Here is a 15,248-nt window from a genome sequence, read left to right on the forward strand (position 1 = left end):
CGAAGATGTCGACCCCCGGAGAGTCCCCCGCCGAGACCTGGCCGCTGTGGGAGGCGTTCGTGCGCGCAGGCCGCGGCCTGAGCCACGTGCACGTCGGATCCCTGCACGCTCCCGACGAGGAGATGGCGCTGCGCAACGCGCGCGACCTCTACACGCGCCGGGGCGAGGGCGTGTCGATCTGGGTGGTGCCGGCCTCGGCCATCACGACGAGCGACCCAGCGGCCAAGGGCGCGTTCTTCGAGTCGCCCGCCGGCAAGAACTACCGCCACGCCGTGTACTACACGCGCGCCGAGGGGGTGAAGCACCTGTGACCGCCGACACCGGGGTCGACCACCACGGCGACGTCGAGGTCGACGCCGTCGACCTCGTGGACGAGCTGCCCGGCACCGGCGGGACCGCCTCGCCGGACGTCGCGGAGTACGCGCTGCGCCTGGGCGACGACGCGCTGATCCTGTCGCAGCAGCTGGGCTGGTGGATCTCTCGCGCGCCCGAGCTCGAGGAGGACCTCGCGCTCGGCAACATCGCGCTGGACCTGCTCGGCCACGCCCGCGCGCTCCTGCGGCTCGCGGGCACCGCATCGGGTCGCACCGAGGACGACCTCGCCTACACGCGCGACGAGCCCGAGTTCCGCTGCAGCTGGGTCGTGCAGCAGCCGAACGGCGACTTCGCCGACACGATCGCGCGCCAGCTGGTGTTCTCGGCCTATCAGGTCGAGCTCTACGACGCGCTCACCGGCAGCGCGGACGCGAGCCTGCGCGCCGTCGCCGAGAAGGCGGTGCGCGAGGTGAGCTACCACCGGGACCACGCGGTGCACTGGACGCTGCGGCTCGCGGGCGGCACGGACGATTCGCGCGCGCGGCTGATCCGGGCGCTCACCGATCTGTGGCCCTACGTCGAGGAGCTGTTCACCGACGACGAGCTGTTCGATCGGCTGGGCGACGCCGCCCCGCGCCCGTCGTCGCTGCGCGGCGGGTTCGACGCGGCGATCGACGCGGTGTTCGCGGAGGCCGAGCTGCAGCGGCCCGCGGTGAAGCCCGCCCTCGCGCGGGGCCGCCTCGGTCGCCACTCCATGCACCTCGGCTACATCCTCGCCGAGCTGCAGTGGCTGGCCCGCCGTCACCCGGGGGCGACGTGGTGAGCGCCGTCGCATCGCCGCAGCGCCCGACCGACGCGGACTCGGCCGCCGCGTGGGATCTCGCCGCGCGGGTCGCCGACCCCGAGGTGCCCGTGCTCACGATCGAGGACCTCGGCGTCCTGCGCTCGGTGCGCTCCGACGGACGCCGCGCGGACGTCGTGCTCACGCCGACGTACTCGGGGTGCCCCGCGATCGAGCAGATGCGCGACGACGTGATCCTGCAGCTCACGGCCGCCGGCTACGAGCGCGTCGACGTGTCGTTCACGCTCTCGCCCGCGTGGACCACCGACTGGATGAGCGAGGCCGGCAGGGCCAAGCTCGAGCGGTACGGCATCGCGCCGCCGAACGGCCGCGCCCCCGTCCGCCGCGGGCCGCTGCCCGTGATGCTGGGCGTGAAGTGCCCGCGCTGCCAGTCGCTGCACACGCGCGAGGTGTCGCGGTACGGCTCGACCTCCTGCAAGGCGCTGTACGAGTGCCTCGACTGCCAGGAGCCGTTCGACTTCTTCAAGGTCCACTGATGGATCGCGCAGCAGCCCCCGAGACCACGGCAGGTCCCGCTGTCGAGCCGGCCACGAACCTCGACCCGCCCGCCAGGAAGCGCGCCGTCTTCCACCGGCTCCGCGTGCACGACGTGCGCCCGCTCACGCCCACGAGCGTGGAGGTCACGTTCGAGGTGCCGCCCGAGCTCGACGACGACTACCGCTATCTGCCCGGCCAGTACCTGGCGCTGCGTGCGCACATCGACGGCGAGGAGGTGCGCCGCTCGTACTCGATCTGCCGCCCGCCGTCGCCCGGCCGGATCTCGGTCGCGGTCAAGCGCGACGAGCACGGCGTCTTCTCCTCCTGGGTGCACACGACGATCCGGCCCGGCGACGAGCTCGACGTGATGAGCCCCCAGGGCACGTTCACGTCGAACCTCGACGACCTCGAGGGCCGCCACGTCGTCGGCATCGCGGCGGGGTCGGGCATCACGCCCGTCATCACGATGGCGCACCGTGTGCTGGAGGGCAGCACCACCGGCCGCTTCACGCTGCTGTACACGAACCGGTCCTCGCTCGACGTGATGTTCGTGGAGGAGCTGGCGGATCTGAAGGACCGCTACCCGGACCGGCTCGCGCTGCACCACGTGCTCTCGCGCGAGCAGCGCACGGCCCCCCTGCTCTCGGGCCGCCTCGACGAGGCGAAGCTGCGGACGATCCTGAGCGCGCTGATCCCGCCGCGCACGGTGCACGAGTGGACGCTGTGCGGCCCGTTCGAGCTCGTGCAGCTGTGCCGCGACCTGCTCGAGGAGCTCGGCGTGGACCCCGCGCACATCCGGTACGAGCTGTTCACGACCGGCGAGCCGGGCGAGACCGCCCCGCCGCGCGGCCGGCCCGTGCGGGTCGAGGCCGGCGAGAGGACCCACCGGATCGACTTCACGCTGGACGGCACGTCGGCGACCGTGGAGAGCCCCGTCAGCGCGAACGAGTCGATCCTGAACGCCGCGCTGCGCGTGCGCTCGGACGTGCCGTTCGCGTGCGCGGGCGGCGTGTGCGGCACGTGCCGCGCGCGCGTGACCGAGGGCAGCGTCTCGATGCGCGAGAACTACGCGCTCGAGCCCGACGAGATCGACCGCGGCTACGTGCTCACGTGCCAGTCGCATCCCACGTCCGACCGCGTCGTCGTGGACTACGACGTCTGACCCCGGATGGAGCATCGGATGATCGAGCTGACGATCCAGGGCGACGTCGCGGAGGTCGTGCTGAACGCGCCCGAGCGGCTGAACGCCCTCGGGCCGGCCGATCTCGACGCGCTCGGCGACGCGTACGCCGAGGCCGAGCGCGCGGGCGTGCGCGCGCTCGTGCTGCGTGGCGCGGGGCGCGCGTTCTGCGCCGGTCGCGACATCTCGGGCGTCGACCCGCGCGCGGATAACGTGCTCGGCTACCTCGAGGGCCGGGTCGAGCCCGTGATGCGCCGGATCGCGGACTTCCCGGCGCCGACCTTCGCGGCCGCGCACGGCGCGTGCCTGGGTGTCGGGCTGGGCCTGCTGATCGCGACGGACGTCGTGTACGTCGCGGAGTCGGCGAAGATCGGCAGCCCGTTCAAGAACCTCGGGGCGACGCTCGACTCCGGCGGCCACGCGCTGTTCCTCGAGCGGCTGGGCGCGCACCGCACGCTCGACCTGATCTACTCGGGCCGGCTGCTGACGGGCGCCGAGGCCGTCTCGCTCGGCCTGTTCTCGCGGGTCTTCGCGGATGACGCGGCGCTCGAGGCCGCGCGCGCCGCCGCCGCGCAGGCGGCATCCGGCCCGACGCAGGCGTTCGTGGCGTCGAAGCGGCTGGTCGCCTCGCTGCGCGACGAGCGCGTCGGGCTGTGGCGCTCGATGTCCGACGAGAACCGCGCGCAGGCCGCGCTGTGCGACACGGACGACTACCGCGAGGGCTTCGCGGCGTTCCAGCAGAAGCGCATGCCCGTGTTCGCGGGAGACCGTCCGTGAACTTCGTCGCGCAGCAGGGGCCGGGCGAGCTGGCCGAGAAGATGGGCATCGAGTTCCTCGAGCTCACGGTCGAGCGCGCGGTCGCCCGCATGCCCGTGGCCGGCAACCGTCAGTCCGTGGGCTTCGTGCACGGCGGCGCGTACGTCGTGCTCGGCGAGTCGCTCGGCTCGGTCGCCGCGAACCTCCACGCCGGACCCGGCCGGCTCGCGGTCGGCGTGGACGTGAACGCGACGCACACGCGATCCGCGACCTCCGGGCACGTCACCGCGGTGTGCACTCCCCTGCATCTCGGCCGCACGGTGACGGTGCACGAGATCGTCATCACGGACGACGAGGGCCGCCGCTGCTCGACCGTGCGCATCACGAACCACGTCAAGGACATGCCGGGGCACGCCTCCACCGCGTGACACCGACCCGCGCCGGTAGGGTGCGGTCATGAAGCCCCGTCTCCGGATGGCCGCGCTCGCCCTCGTGGTAGCGTCCCTCGCCCTCGCGGGCTGCGTCGCGACCCCGGCCGCGCCCGACCCCGACGCCCTGCAGGCCTGGCTCGTCGACGAGCCCGAGACGGATGCCCCGGACCTGCTGGCATCGGCCGCCGCCGGCGCCGGTCCCGGAGACGCGGTCGCCGCCGAGGGCGACGAGCCGTTCGGCACGACGATGGAGTTCGACGCGCCCGTCCGCCTGGACCGCATCGAGGTCACGTGCTTCGGCGAGGCGACGATCTCGGTCGAGGCGGACATCACCGGCCGCGCCACGACCCAGGGCGTCGGCGCCGAGGGGGTCCGCTGCGCGGAGGGCGTGTTCGTCCTGGAGAGTCCGTTCCAGGGCGATGCGGCGACGGTGTCGAAGGTCCGCGTCGACGTCTACGGCGCCGACATCCCGACCGCGTGGCGCGCGACGATCCACGGCTCGGAGGGCTGACGCCCACAGCGAACGGCCCCGTGCCGCGGGGAGGCCGACGGATAGCCTCGACGCGATGGACGACCAGCGCCGCATCGTCGGCTCCGCCATGCACCGTATCCGCACGACGGATCCCGTCGACGACGACTTCTCCGACCTCGCGCCCCTCGGCGACCTGATCGGGGGCGCGCGCGTCGTCGCGCTCGGCGAGAGCATGCACCGCGTGCACGAGTTCCTCGCGCTGCGGGACCGGGTCTTCCGCTTCCTCTCGCGCGAGCACGGCGTCACGGCGATCGCGATCGAGTCCGGCTTCGCCGAGGGCCTGGTCGTGCAGCGCTGGATCGACGGCGACGACGAGGAGCCGTTCGAGGACGTGCTGCGTCACGGCATGACCTACCACTTCGGCGCATGCGAGGAGTCGGCGCTGCTCGTCGAGACCATGCGGGGATCCGGATCCGGATCCCGGTTCCACGGTCTCGACGTGGGCGCGGGCGGGGCGGGCGGCACGCGGATCATCCGCGAGATCCTGCGCCTGCTCGACATCGTCGATCCGGGGTACGCGGCCGTCGTGCGCGGGCGCGTGCTGCCGCTCTACGACTATCTGCCGCCGGACGACGGCGGGATCGCGTGGGCCGCACCCGCCCTGCACGCGTACCTCGCGCTGCCCGAAGAGCACCGCCACGCGCTCACCGCCGCCATCGCCCGGATCGCCTCGCGGATCGACGCGCTCTGGCCGCAGTACGCCGAGAGCGCGGGCGACGAGGCCGCCTGGACGCTGCGGCGTCTCGCCGACACCGCGCGCCTGGGCGACGGATTCCTGACCGCGATGATCGAACGCCAGGCCGGCGGCGTCACGCCGTCGAGCACGCGCGACGCGCTCATGGCGCGCACCGTCGAGGCGCTGCTGGAGCGCCACGAGCGCGTGCTCGTCGTCGCGGCGAACGGGCACATCCAGCGCTCCCCCATGCTCGCGCCGCCCTTCGTCACCGAGCCGTTCCCGACGATGGGCGCCCACCTGGCCGCCTCGCTCGGCGCGGACTACGTGCCGGTCGCCACGACGTTCGGCAGCGGCGAGGTCTGGCTGCACCGCCCCGGGCCGGACAGCCGTCCGGGGCACTCGGTGCCGTTCACGGACTGGATCGACGCCGCCACGCCGCGGAGCCTGGATGCCCTTCTCGCGGCGCCGGCGATCCCGGTCGGCATACTCGGCTGGCGCGGGCTCCCGGACGACGCCCCGCTCGCCGGGCTGCTGGACGCCACCGGCTCGACCATGAACGGCGACGGCGAGATCCTCTCGGCCCCGCGCACGGCGTTCGACGGCGCGATCCACGTCGATCACGTCACCCCCTGGCGCACCTGGCTCGCCGACGGGGGCTGACGCCACGAGACCGGCGCCCGCGACCGCGCGCGGCGGTATTCTTGGACGCGGTCCGGTTTCTCCGGATCCGTCACAGCAGACTCCCTCACGAAGGTCCCCATGCTCCGTCGCGCCCTGCCTGCCCTCGTCCTCGCCTCCTCGGTCGCCCTGATCGCGACCGCGTGCGCTCCCGGCACGGGAGAGGCGGCCCCCAGCGCCGCGCCCCAGGACGGCGGCACCCTCGTCTACGCGACCGGCGACGCCGAGCCCACCTGCCTCGACCCGCACGTGGGCGGCAACTACCCGCAGGCGCTCATCAGCACGCAGTACCTCGAGCCGCTCGTCGGCCGCGACGCCGATGGCACGATCATGCCGTGGCTCGCCGAGGACTGGAAGGTCTCGCCCGACGGCCTCACGTGGGACTTCACGCTGAAGAGCGACGTGACCTTCACCGACGGCACCCCTCTCGACGCCGAGGCCGTGAAGGTCAACGTCGAGCACCTGCAGGACCCCGAGACCGCGTCGTCGACCGGCTACCTCGCGGTGTCGAAGGTCGACGAGGTCGAGATCGTCGACGAGACCCACGCGCGGTTCCACCTGTCCGAGCCCGACTCGGCGCTGCTCGAGTCGCTCAGCATGCAGTGGACCGCCATCCAGTCGCCCGCGGGCATCGCCCGCGGCATGGAGGAGAACTGCGCCGCCCCCATCGGCACGGGCCCGTTCATCGTGGACGAGTGGGTGCCGCAGCAGCAGATCACCCTCGTGCGCAACGACGACTACGCCACGCCCGGCCCCGAGGCCGAGCACGACGGCCCCGCGCACCTCGACGAGCTGGTGTGGCGCTTCATCCCCGACGCCGCGACGCGTCAGGCCGCGCTCACGTCGGGCGAGGTGAACGTGATCGACAACCCGCAGCCCGACGCGATCGTCTCCGCCGAGCAGGGCGAGGACATCGCGCACATCGACGCCCCGCGCCCCGGCTCCGTCAACCGCATCGAGCTCAACGCGGGTCAGGCGCCGTTCGACGACATCCGCGTCCGGGAGGCCTTCATCCGTGCCGCCGACCCGAACCCCGGCATCGAGTCGCTGTACCTCGGCACCGTGACCCGGTCGTACTCCCCGCTCGGCAGCACCGAGCCGATGGGCGTCTCGGACGAATCGCTGTTCGGCACGGATCCGGATGAGGCCGACGCGCTGCTGGACGAGGCCGGCTGGACCGAGAAGGACTCCGACGGCATCCGCACGAAGGACGGCAAGCGACTGACCGTCCGCTTCCCCGTGAGCACTAACCAGTCCGTCGCGGCCGAGCAGTCGCTGTTCGAGCAGATCCAGGCGAACGTCGCCGCGGTCGGCTTCGACGTGCAGCTCTCCCCCGTCGACCTGTCGACCTGGTACGGCGCGCTCGGCGCGAACGAGTACGAGGCCGTGAGCGCCCCCTACACGCGCGTCGGCGCCGAGGTGCTGCGCGTGCTGTACCACTCCGACGCGATCGTGCCCGCGCCGTCGGGCTACTTCGCGAACCACGCGCAGCTGTCCGACCCCGACCTCGACGCGCTGCTCGACGAGGCCTCCGCGACGCAGGACGAGGCCGCCCGCGCCGACCTGTACGCGCAGGCGCAGCAGCGCGTCCTGGAGAGCTTCACGGTGCTTCCGCTCTACGACCAGCAGAACCACTTCCTGACGCGCGGCGTGACGGGCGTGAAGACGCTCGGCACCGTGGCCACGCCGACGTTCGTCGATGCCCGGATCGCGGGCTGACGCACGGCGGATCCGGTCCGTCCTCCGCTGGATCGCGGGGCGGATCGGATCCGCGCTGCTCGTCGTCTGGATCGTCGCGACCGTCGTCTTCTTCGCGCTGCGCGCGTCGGGCGATCCGCTCGAGGCGATCCTGGGCGGTCCCGGCTCGCAGGCGGGGCCCGACGCCGTGGCGCGGGCGCGGGAGACGTACGGCCTGGATCAGCCGCTCGTCCTCCAGTACCTGATGCAGCTGTGGCGCGTCGCGACGTTCCAGCTCGGCGACTCGTACGCGCGCCACCAGCCGGTGGCCGACCTGATCGGCGCCCAGCTGCCGGGCACGCTGCTGCTGGCGGCGCTCGCCCTGCTGCTCGCATGGGCGCTGGCGCTCGCGGGCTCCACGATCGCCGCCACGGCGCAGTCTCGAACCGGTTGGAGGGGCCCCGTCGGCCGCGCCGCGGTCGCCGTCCTGCGCGCGGTCGAGCTCGTCGCGACCGTCATGCCGCAGTTCTGGCTCGGGGCGGTGCTGATCCTGGTGTTCGCCGCATCGCTGCGGGTCCTGCCCGCCACGAGCTCGGGGACCGATCCCGCGGGGCTGGTGCTGCCGGTCGTGACGCTGGCGATCCCGATCGCGGGCTTCCTCGCGCAGCTGTCGCGCGATGCGCTGCTGGAGGCCGACGCCGCGCCGTTCGCCACGACCGCGCGCTCGCGCGGGCTCGGCGAGCCGCGTGTGCTGCTGCACCACACGCTCCGGCACGCGAGCCTGCCGGCGCTGTCGCTGTCGGGCTGGGCGTTCGGCCACCTGCTGAGCGGCGCGGTCGTGGTCGAGTCGCTGTTCGCCCGGCCCGGTCTCGGCCGGCTGCTGCTCGACGCGGCCCTGAGCCGCGACGTGCCGGTCGTGATCGGCGCGGTGGTGGTCGTGGCGGTGCTGTACGTCGTGGTCGTCACGGTCGTCGACGCCGTCGAGCTGCTGGTCGATCCGCGCCTGCGCAGCCCCCGCACGGCGCACGCCGTCGAGCGGACGCCCGAGCTGGCGGTGGGCTCGTGACCGCGCAGCGCGTGTGGCGCCGGCTCGGGCCGGGCGGCGTCATCGCCGGGCTGGGCCTGGTGGCGATCCTGATCGCGGTGTTCGCGCCGGGGCTGCTCGCGCCGCGCGATCCGCTCGCGATCGCCCCGGCCGAGGCGTTCTCGCCGCCGTCGTGGGGCCACCCTTTCGGCACGGACGAATCGGGCCGCGATCTGTTCGCGCGCGTGGTGCACGGCGCCGCGGCGTCGGCCGGGATCGGCCTCGCCGCGACCGGCATCGGCATCGCCGCGGGCCTCGTGCTCGGGTTCGCGGGCGCCCTCGGGCCCCGCCCGCTCGACGCCGCGATCGCGCGCGTGGTGGAGGTGCTGTTCGCGCTGCCGACGCTCGTGCTCGCGCTGCTGCTCGTCGCGGTGCTGGGACCGGGCACGCAGGCGTCGATCCTGGCGATCGGCGTCGCGACCGCGCCGGGCTACGCGCGCATCCTGCGCTCGCGCGTGCGGGGCGTCGCGCGCAGCGACTACGTCGGCTACGCCCGTCACGAGGGCGCGGGCCCCCTGACCGTGTTCGTGCGCCACATCGCCCCCAACACGCTGTGGCCCCTCGTCGCCACCGCCACGCTCGGCGTCGGCCAGGCGATCGTGTGGGTGTCCGCGCTGAGCTTCCTGGGGCTCGGGGCGCTGCCCCCGTCGCCGGAGTGGGGTGCGATGCTCAACGCCGGCCGTGTCTACATCACGACCGCGTGGTGGATGACCGTGCTGCCGGGGCTCGCGATCGTCGCGACGGCGACCGTCCTCACGGTGCTGGGCCGCCGGGCCTCGGGCGCGGGAGCGGAGGCCCGGTGAGCCTGCTGCGGATCCGGGGCCTGCGCGTCGCGCTCGGCGACACCGACGTGCTGCGGGGCATCGACCTCGAGGTCGCGCCCGGCGAGTGCCTCGCGATCGTCGGCGAATCCGGCGCGGGCAAGTCGGTGCTGGCCCGCACGATCCTCGGGCTGTCGCGGCGCGACCGCGCGCGCGTGACCGCCGAGGCGTTCGAGCTGGGTGGCCGCGACGCCCTTCGCCTCCCGGAGCGCGCCTGGCGCACGGTGCGCGGAGGCGAGGTGTCGCTCGTGCTGCAGGATGCGCTGCAGTCGCTCGACCCCCTGCGAACGATCGGCGCCGAGGTCGGCGAGCCCCTGGCCGTGCGCCGCGTGCCGCGTGCCCAGCGCCGCGCGCGGGTGCTCGACGCCCTCGAGGCCGCGGGCCTCCCCCTCGGCGGTCCGCAGCGGAGCGAGGCGGTCGCGCGGCTGCGACAGCGCCCCGGCGAGCTGTCGGGCGGCATGCGGCAGCGCGCGCTGATCGCCTCGGCGATCGTCGCCGGCGCGCCGCTCGTCGTGGCGGACGAGCCCACCACCGCCCTGGATGCCACCACGGCCGTGCGGGTCCTCGACCTGCTCGCCCGGCTGCGGGACGAGGGGACCGGGCTCATCCTGATCAGCCACGACCTCGCGGCGGTCGCCCGCGTCGCCGACCGGATCGCGGTGCTCCACGAGGGACGCGTCGTGGAGCAGGGACCGGCGCCGCGGATCCTCGCCGCACCGGCGCATCCCGTCACGCGCGCGCTGCTCGCCGCGGTGCCCCGCGGGCCGAAGGAGGCGCCGGCGCGCGGGGCCGAGGCCGTGCTCGAGGCCCGCGGCGCGGTGCGCCGCTACCCGGGCCCCGGCGGCGGGGTCCACGCGGTCGACGGGGTCGACGTGGCCGTCCGCCGCGGCGAGGTGCTCGGGGTCGTCGGCGAGTCGGGATCGGGCAAGTCCACGCTCGCCCGCCTGCTGATCGGGATCGAGCGGCCCGACGAGGGCGACGTCGCCCGCGCCGAGGATGTGCGCGTGCGGCTCGTGCCGCAGGATCCGCTGGGCGCGTTCGACCCGCGCCACACGGTCGAGCGCATCCTGCGCCACGCCCGCCGCGACGGCGCCCCGCCGCCGGCCGACCTGCTGGCGCGCGTCGGCCTCGACGCCGCGCTGCTGCGCCGACGCCCCGTGTCGCTCTCGGGCGGTCAGCGGCAGCGCGTCGCGATCGCCCGTGCCCTCGCCGCCCGCCCCGACGTGCTGGTGTGCGACGAGCCGGTCTCGGCGCTCGACGTGACGACGCAGGCCGGCATCCTCGACCTGCTGCTCGACCTGCAGCGCCACGAGGGTCTCACGATCGTCTTCATCTCGCACGACCTCGCGGTCGTCCGCCGGGTCAGCGACCGCGTCGCGGTGATGCGGCGCGGCGCGATCGTCGAGCAGGGCGACACGGAGACGGTGTTCGCCGACCCCGCGCACGCCTTCACGCGGGAGCTGATCGCGGCGGCGTCCACGACCCGCCGATCCGGCGGCTGACGGGAGCGATCGCCCCGCGGGGTCCGCGGCGCCGATAGCATCCGGGCATGCCCACGCTCCTGCACCTGGACTCCTCCGCGGGCGGCGCCCGCTCCGTCTCCCGCGCCCTCACGGCCGAGTTCGCGGACGCGTGGCTCGCCGCCGGCCCCGGCCGCGAGGTCGTGCGCCGCGACCTCCAGGCCGATCCGCCGCCGCACCTGCCGCAGGCCGACCTGCATTGGCCGTCGGAGCTGCGCCGGGGCTCCGTGGACCCCGCCGCGGAGGCTCTCCAGTCGACGCTCGTCGACGAGCTCCTGGCGGCCGACGCGCTCGTGATCGGCGTCCCGCTGTACAACTACTCGATGCCGTCGACGCTCAAGGCGTGGATCGATCACATCCACGTCCCCGGCCGCACCACCTCGAGCACCGGGGCGCCGCCACTCGCGGGCCGGCCCGTCGTGCTGGTCGTCGCGCGGGGCGCGATCTACGACCCCGGCACCCCCATGGCCGATGCCGATCACGCGGTCCCGCCGCTGCGGCAGATCCTCGGGGATGCGCTCGGCATGGACGTGCACGTCGTCGCGGTCTCCCGCACGCTGTCCGATCTGCTGCCGCTGCTGCACGGCGAAGCCGATGCGCATCGCGCCGAGGCGGAGGCGGCGCGAGCGCAGCTGGCCGCCCTCGCCCGCGACCTGGGCTGACGCCGGGCGACGGCGGTCAGTCCGCGCTCGTGACCGTGAGGACGGTGCCGTCCGATCCGAGGTTCACGAGCAGCACGTCGTCGGCGGCATCCGGATCGAGCGCGTACTCCAGCACCGCGAAGGGATCCTCCCCACCGTGCTCGTCGGCGAGGATCGTCATGCTCATGAGCTGCATCGACCGGATGATGTCGACGGCCGGATCGCCGCTGATGTCCACGAGGAAGTCCTCGAGCTCGTCCCCGAGCGTCTCCTGCTGCATCAGGATGTACTCGGTCACCTCGCTCGCGCGGTCGTCCACCTCGGCGAGCATCGCCTCGCGGGCGCGACGGTCGAGCTCCTCCAGCGCGGACACCATGGCGGCGGCCGCATCGAGGGCCGCGGGCGACACGTCGTCCTGATCGGGCGCGGTCAGGTCGACCGTCACGTTCTGGTCGCCCAGGTCGACGTTCTCGGACCAGAAGATCGAGCCGTCGGGGCCGGACTCCAGCAGCCCGAAGAAGTCGTGTTCGATCGCCATGTCCCTATGAAACCAGCAGGGCGTGCCCCACGGTAGTCGCGCGCTCGCGGGCGGGTCGCGCGTGTCGCGCGGACCAGGGCGCGGGAGCGTGAGGATTCCGTGAGGATGCCCGCGCGGCCCGTGTGGATTCCGTGCGACCGGGCCGGGACGGCCGATCCGCGGCGTACGGTCCTGATCCGTGACAGAACTGCTCGAGCGCACCGTGACGGCCCCCGCGCCGGCCGTGCGCGACCGCGTCCGCTTCGCCCTGGTCCTCGGCGCGCTCGGCGTCGTGTTCGGCGACATCGGCACGAGCCCGATCTACACGCTGCAGACGATCTTCAACCCCGGCGACCCGCACCCCGTGCCCGTCGACACGGCCAACGTGTACGGCGTCGTCTCGCTGATCTTCTGGTCGATGATGATCATCGTCACGCTCACATACGTGTCGCTCGCGATGCGCGTGGACAACCACGGCGAGGGCGGCATCATGGCGCTCATCACGCTGATCCGCTCCTGGGCGGCCAAGCGCAGGCCTGGTGCCATGGCCCTGCTCGCCGCGCTCGGCATCTTCGGCGCGTCGCTGTTCCTCGGCGACGGCGTCATCACCCCGGCCATCTCGGTGCTCTCCGCGGTCGAGGGCCTGAAGATCGTGAACCCCGAGCTCGAGTCGTGGATCATCCCGATCGCCACCGTCGTCCTCGTGATCCTGTTCCTCGCGCAGAAGTTCGGCACGCACGTCGTCGGCCGCCTGTTCGGGCCCATCATGCTGCTGTGGTTCGCGGCCCTCGCGGCGTGCGGCATCGGCGGGATCATGCTCGAGCCCGGCATCCTCGCCGCACTGTCGCCGACCTACGCGCTCTCGTTCCTCATCGGGCACTTCCAGTACGCGTTCTTCGCCCTCGCCGCGATCGTCCTGTGCGTCACGGGCGCCGAGGCACTCTACGCCGACATGGGCCATTTCGGGCGCCGGCCGATCAGCCGCGGCTGGATCTTCATCGTCCTGCCCGCCGTCACGCTCAACTACTTCGGCCAGGGCGCGAACGTGCTCCACGACCCGGCGGCGCTCGCCTCGCCGTTCTTCGTCCTCATCCCCGAGTGGGCGCTCGTGCCGATGATCCTGCTCGCGACCGCCGCCACCGTGATCGCCTCGCAGGCCGTCATCAGCGGCGCGTTCTCGGTCGCGTCGCAGGCCGCCGAGCTCGGCTACCTGCCGCGCCTGCGCATCCTGCACACCTCGCACGACACGTACGGCCAGGTGTACGTGCCGTGGGTCAATGCGATCCTGATGGGCGCCGTTCTCGTGCTCGTCTTCACGTTCCAGACGTCGACCGCGCTCGCGTACGCGTACGGCATGACCGCGATCGGCACGATCACGATCACGACGATCCTGTTCTTCTTCGTCGCCTCCCGCTCGTGGCGCGTGCCGCGCTGGGTGCTGTGGGGCGGGGCCACCCTGATCCTCGCGTTCGAGCTGCTCATCCTGGGCGCCAACCTGACGAAGATCCTGCACGGCGCGTGGCTGCCGCTGGCGATCGCGCTCACGTCGTTCCTGATCATGACGACGTGGCAGCGGGGCCGGCAGCTCGTCACGCAGAAGCGCACCAAGATCGAGGGGTCGCTGGAGGACTTCCTCGCCGAGGTGCACGACCGGCCGCAGGACATCGCGACGGTGCCCGGCACGGCGATCTTCCTGAACCGCGGCAAGACCACCGTGCCGCTCGCGCTGCGCGACAACATCCGCCACAACCACGTGCGCCACGAGAGCATCGTGATCGTCTCGGTCGACATCGCGACCAGCCCGCGCGTGCCGTCGACGCACCGGATCGTCGTGGACGATCTCGGCGACCCCACCGACGGCATCACCCACGTCACCGTGAACTTCGGCTACGCGGAGGTGACCGATGTGCCCCGCGCGCTCGGCCTGGTGTCCCCCAAGGCCGCGTGCGGTCGCCTGAACCTCGCCGAGGCGGTGTACTACCTCTCGAAGATCGAGCTGCGCGCGGGCCGCAAGCCGCGCATGCCCGCATGGCGCAAGAAGCTCTTCCTGGCGACCTCCCGGATCACCGTGGACGCCGCCGAGCACTTCAACCTGCCGCTGAACCGCACCGTGGTGCTGGGCGAGGTCGTCGAGATCTGAGCCGTCCCACGGCTGCCGGCCTGCGAGACGCCGGCGCCGCGGTCAGTCGACGGCGCCCTCGACCAGCGCCTGCACGAACACGTGCGGTGTGAAGCCCGTGAGGTCGCCGATGCCCTCGCCCTGGCCGAGGAGCTTGACGGGGATGCCGGTGCGCTCCTGCACGGCCAGCACGAAGCCGCCCTTGGCCGAGCCGTCGAGCTTGGAGATCACGAGGCCCGTGACGCCCGCGTGCTGCAGGAACGCCTCCGCCTGCATCACGCCGTTCTGCCCGGTGGTCGCGTCGAGCACGAGCAGCACCTCGCTGATCGGCGCCTGCTTCTCGATCACGCGCCGGATCTTCGTGAGCTCGTCCATGAGACCGCCCTTGGTGTGCAGGCGGCCGGCGGTGTCGACGAGCACGATCTCGGTGCCGGTCTGCTTGGCGTGGTCGATCGTCTGGAACGCGACGGACGCCGGATCCTGGCCCTCGCGATCGGGACGCACGATGGTCGCGCCCCCGCGCTCGGCCCACGTCGCCAGCTGCTCGACCGCCGCGGCGCGGAACGTATCCGCGGCTCCCACGACGACGGAGCGGCCGTAGCGGCGCAGGAAGTGCGCGAACTTGCCGATCGTGGTGGTCTTGCCGACGCCGTTCACGCCGACCACGAGCACGACCGCGGGGCGCTCGGTGAGCTTCAGCGTCGTGTCGTACTTCGCGAAGCGCTCCTCGAGCGTCTCGCGCAGCATGCGGTGCAGGTCGCGCGGATCCGTCGTGCGGTAGCGCTCGACGTCGTCACGCAGCTGATCGACGATCCGCTCGGTGATGTCCGGCCCGAAGTCGGCCTGGATCAGCGCGGTCTCGAGGGTGTCCCACGTGTCCTCGTCGATGGTCGGCTTGACGAACACTCCGCGCAGCGCGCGACCCAGGGACCACTTCTCCGCCATGGCTCCCAGCCTAGGCG

The 15,248-nt window shown here is 73.2% G+C and carries 16 protein-coding genes; 14 read left to right on the forward strand and 2 right to left on the reverse strand.

What is annotated here, in order from left to right; all coding sequences use genetic code 11:
- Positions 1 to 5 precede the first annotated feature (5 nt).
- The 13 genes from paaB (at position 6) to AAD528_RS02795 (ending at position 11,671) form a co-directional block, all read left to right on the forward strand.
- Entirely contained in the window at positions 6 to 311 is a 306-nt protein-coding gene (gene paaB / locus AAD528_RS02735; protein ID WP_345750492.1) for a 1,2-phenylacetyl-CoA epoxidase subunit PaaB, read from the forward strand.
- Entirely contained in the window at positions 308 to 1,138 is an 831-nt protein-coding gene (paaC, locus tag AAD528_RS02740; RefSeq protein WP_345750493.1) for a 1,2-phenylacetyl-CoA epoxidase subunit PaaC, read from the forward strand. Before paaB ends, paaC begins: the two co-directional genes overlap by 4 nt.
- Positions 1,135 to 1,653: a 1,2-phenylacetyl-CoA epoxidase subunit PaaD gene (gene paaD, locus AAD528_RS02745; RefSeq protein WP_345750494.1), complete on the forward strand. Its 519-nt coding sequence runs from the start codon at positions 1,135 to 1,137 to the stop codon at positions 1,651 to 1,653. The genes paaC and paaD overlap by 4 nt, the downstream gene beginning before the upstream one ends.
- Positions 1,653 to 2,816, forward strand: coding sequence for a 1,2-phenylacetyl-CoA epoxidase subunit PaaE (paaE, locus tag AAD528_RS02750; protein ID WP_345750495.1), 1,164 nt, complete (start codon positions 1,653 to 1,655; stop codon positions 2,814 to 2,816). The genes paaD and paaE overlap by 1 nt, the downstream gene beginning before the upstream one ends.
- A gap of 18 nt (positions 2,817 to 2,834) precedes the next feature.
- Positions 2,835 to 3,611: an enoyl-CoA hydratase/isomerase family protein gene (locus tag AAD528_RS02755; RefSeq protein ID WP_345750496.1), complete on the forward strand. Its 777-nt coding sequence runs from the start codon at positions 2,835 to 2,837 to the stop codon at positions 3,609 to 3,611.
- 41 nt (positions 3,612 to 3,652) lie between these two features.
- Positions 3,653 to 4,018 carry a PaaI family thioesterase gene (locus AAD528_RS02760; RefSeq protein ID WP_345750748.1) on the forward strand — a complete coding sequence of 122 codons (366 nt, stop codon included), beginning with the start codon at positions 3,653 to 3,655 and terminating at the stop codon, positions 4,016 to 4,018.
- A 28-nt stretch (positions 4,019 to 4,046) separates the two neighbouring features.
- Positions 4,047 to 4,532 carry a hypothetical protein gene (locus AAD528_RS02765; protein ID WP_345750497.1) on the forward strand — a complete coding sequence of 162 codons (486 nt, stop codon included), beginning with the start codon at positions 4,047 to 4,049 and terminating at the stop codon, positions 4,530 to 4,532.
- Between the two features lie 55 nt (positions 4,533 to 4,587).
- The gene (locus tag AAD528_RS02770; protein ID WP_345750498.1) at positions 4,588 to 5,889 is read left to right on the forward strand and encodes an erythromycin esterase family protein; all 1,302 of its coding nucleotides are present in this window, start codon (positions 4,588 to 4,590) and stop codon (positions 5,887 to 5,889) included.
- A 99-nt stretch (positions 5,890 to 5,988) separates the two neighbouring features.
- A complete protein-coding gene (locus AAD528_RS02775; RefSeq protein WP_345750499.1) occupies positions 5,989 to 7,626 on the forward strand; it encodes an ABC transporter substrate-binding protein in 1,638 nt (545 codons plus the stop codon).
- Complete coding sequence (locus tag AAD528_RS02780) at positions 7,607 to 8,650, forward strand: ABC transporter permease (protein WP_345750500.1); 1,044 nt, start codon at positions 7,607 to 7,609, stop codon at positions 8,648 to 8,650. The genes AAD528_RS02775 and AAD528_RS02780 overlap by 20 nt, the downstream gene beginning before the upstream one ends.
- On the forward strand, positions 8,647 to 9,471 hold the full coding sequence (locus AAD528_RS02785; RefSeq protein ID WP_345750501.1) for an ABC transporter permease: 825 nt from the start codon (positions 8,647 to 8,649) through the stop codon (positions 9,469 to 9,471). The genes AAD528_RS02780 and AAD528_RS02785 overlap by 4 nt, the downstream gene beginning before the upstream one ends.
- Positions 9,468 to 10,991 (forward strand): ATP-binding cassette domain-containing protein, encoded by a 1,524-nt coding sequence (locus AAD528_RS02790; protein WP_345750502.1) that lies wholly within the window; start codon positions 9,468 to 9,470, stop codon positions 10,989 to 10,991. Before AAD528_RS02785 ends, AAD528_RS02790 begins: the two co-directional genes overlap by 4 nt.
- 47 nt (positions 10,992 to 11,038) lie before the next feature.
- A complete protein-coding gene (locus AAD528_RS02795; RefSeq protein ID WP_345750503.1) occupies positions 11,039 to 11,671 on the forward strand; it encodes an FMN-dependent NADH-azoreductase in 633 nt (210 codons plus the stop codon).
- Positions 11,672 to 11,687: 16 nt separating this feature from the next.
- Here AAD528_RS02795 and AAD528_RS02800 read toward each other — a convergent pair whose 3' ends face one another.
- Positions 11,688 to 12,188, reverse strand: coding sequence for a DUF2004 domain-containing protein (locus AAD528_RS02800; protein ID WP_345750504.1), 501 nt, complete (start codon positions 12,186 to 12,188; stop codon positions 11,688 to 11,690).
- A 178-nt stretch (positions 12,189 to 12,366) separates the two neighbouring features.
- On the opposite strand from AAD528_RS02800, the gene AAD528_RS02805 reads away from it, so the two are divergent.
- Entirely contained in the window at positions 12,367 to 14,307 is a 1,941-nt protein-coding gene (locus AAD528_RS02805) for a potassium transporter Kup (protein ID WP_345750505.1), read from the forward strand.
- 42 nt (positions 14,308 to 14,349) lie between these two features.
- On the opposite strand, the gene ftsY is transcribed toward AAD528_RS02805, so the two are convergent.
- The gene (gene ftsY / locus AAD528_RS02810) at positions 14,350 to 15,231 is read right to left on the reverse strand and encodes a signal recognition particle-docking protein FtsY (RefSeq protein ID WP_345750506.1); all 882 of its coding nucleotides are present in this window, start codon (positions 15,229 to 15,231) and stop codon (positions 14,350 to 14,352) included.
- Positions 15,232 to 15,248: the final 17 nt, after the last annotated feature.

Source organism: Microbacterium rhizophilum (genome assembly GCF_039605615.1).
GTDB classification, from domain to species: domain Bacteria; phylum Actinomycetota; class Actinomycetes; order Actinomycetales; family Microbacteriaceae; genus Microbacterium; species Microbacterium rhizophilus.

What these genes read in the sequence shown, in the direction of transcription:
- AAD528_RS02770 (WP_345750498.1), top strand. Translation starts at nt 4,588, where the DNA reads ATGGACGACCAGCGCCGCATCGTCGGCTCCGCCATGCACCGTATCCGC.
- AAD528_RS02775 (WP_345750499.1), top strand. Translation starts at nt 5,989, where the DNA reads ATGCTCCGTCGCGCCCTGCCTGCCCTCGTCCTCGCCTCCTCGGTCGCC.
- ftsY (WP_345750506.1), bottom strand. Translation starts at nt 15,231, where the DNA reads ATGGCGGAGAAGTGGTCCCTGGGTCGCGCGCTGCGCGGAGTGTTCGTC.
- paaB (WP_345750492.1), top strand. Translation starts at nt 6, where the DNA reads ATGTCGACCCCCGGAGAGTCCCCCGCCGAGACCTGGCCGCTGTGGGAG.
- AAD528_RS02755 (WP_345750496.1), top strand. Translation starts at nt 2,835, where the DNA reads ATGATCGAGCTGACGATCCAGGGCGACGTCGCGGAGGTCGTGCTGAAC.
- AAD528_RS02765 (WP_345750497.1), top strand. Translation starts at nt 4,047, where the DNA reads ATGAAGCCCCGTCTCCGGATGGCCGCGCTCGCCCTCGTGGTAGCGTCC.
- AAD528_RS02780 (WP_345750500.1), top strand. Translation starts at nt 7,607, where the DNA reads ATGCCCGGATCGCGGGCTGACGCACGGCGGATCCGGTCCGTCCTCCGC.
- AAD528_RS02800 (WP_345750504.1), bottom strand. Translation starts at nt 12,188, where the DNA reads ATGGCGATCGAACACGACTTCTTCGGGCTGCTGGAGTCCGGCCCCGAC.
- paaE (WP_345750495.1), top strand. Translation starts at nt 1,653, where the DNA reads ATGGATCGCGCAGCAGCCCCCGAGACCACGGCAGGTCCCGCTGTCGAG.
- AAD528_RS02795 (WP_345750503.1), top strand. Translation starts at nt 11,039, where the DNA reads ATGCCCACGCTCCTGCACCTGGACTCCTCCGCGGGCGGCGCCCGCTCC.
- AAD528_RS02760 (WP_345750748.1), top strand. Translation starts at nt 3,653, where the DNA reads ATGGGCATCGAGTTCCTCGAGCTCACGGTCGAGCGCGCGGTCGCCCGC.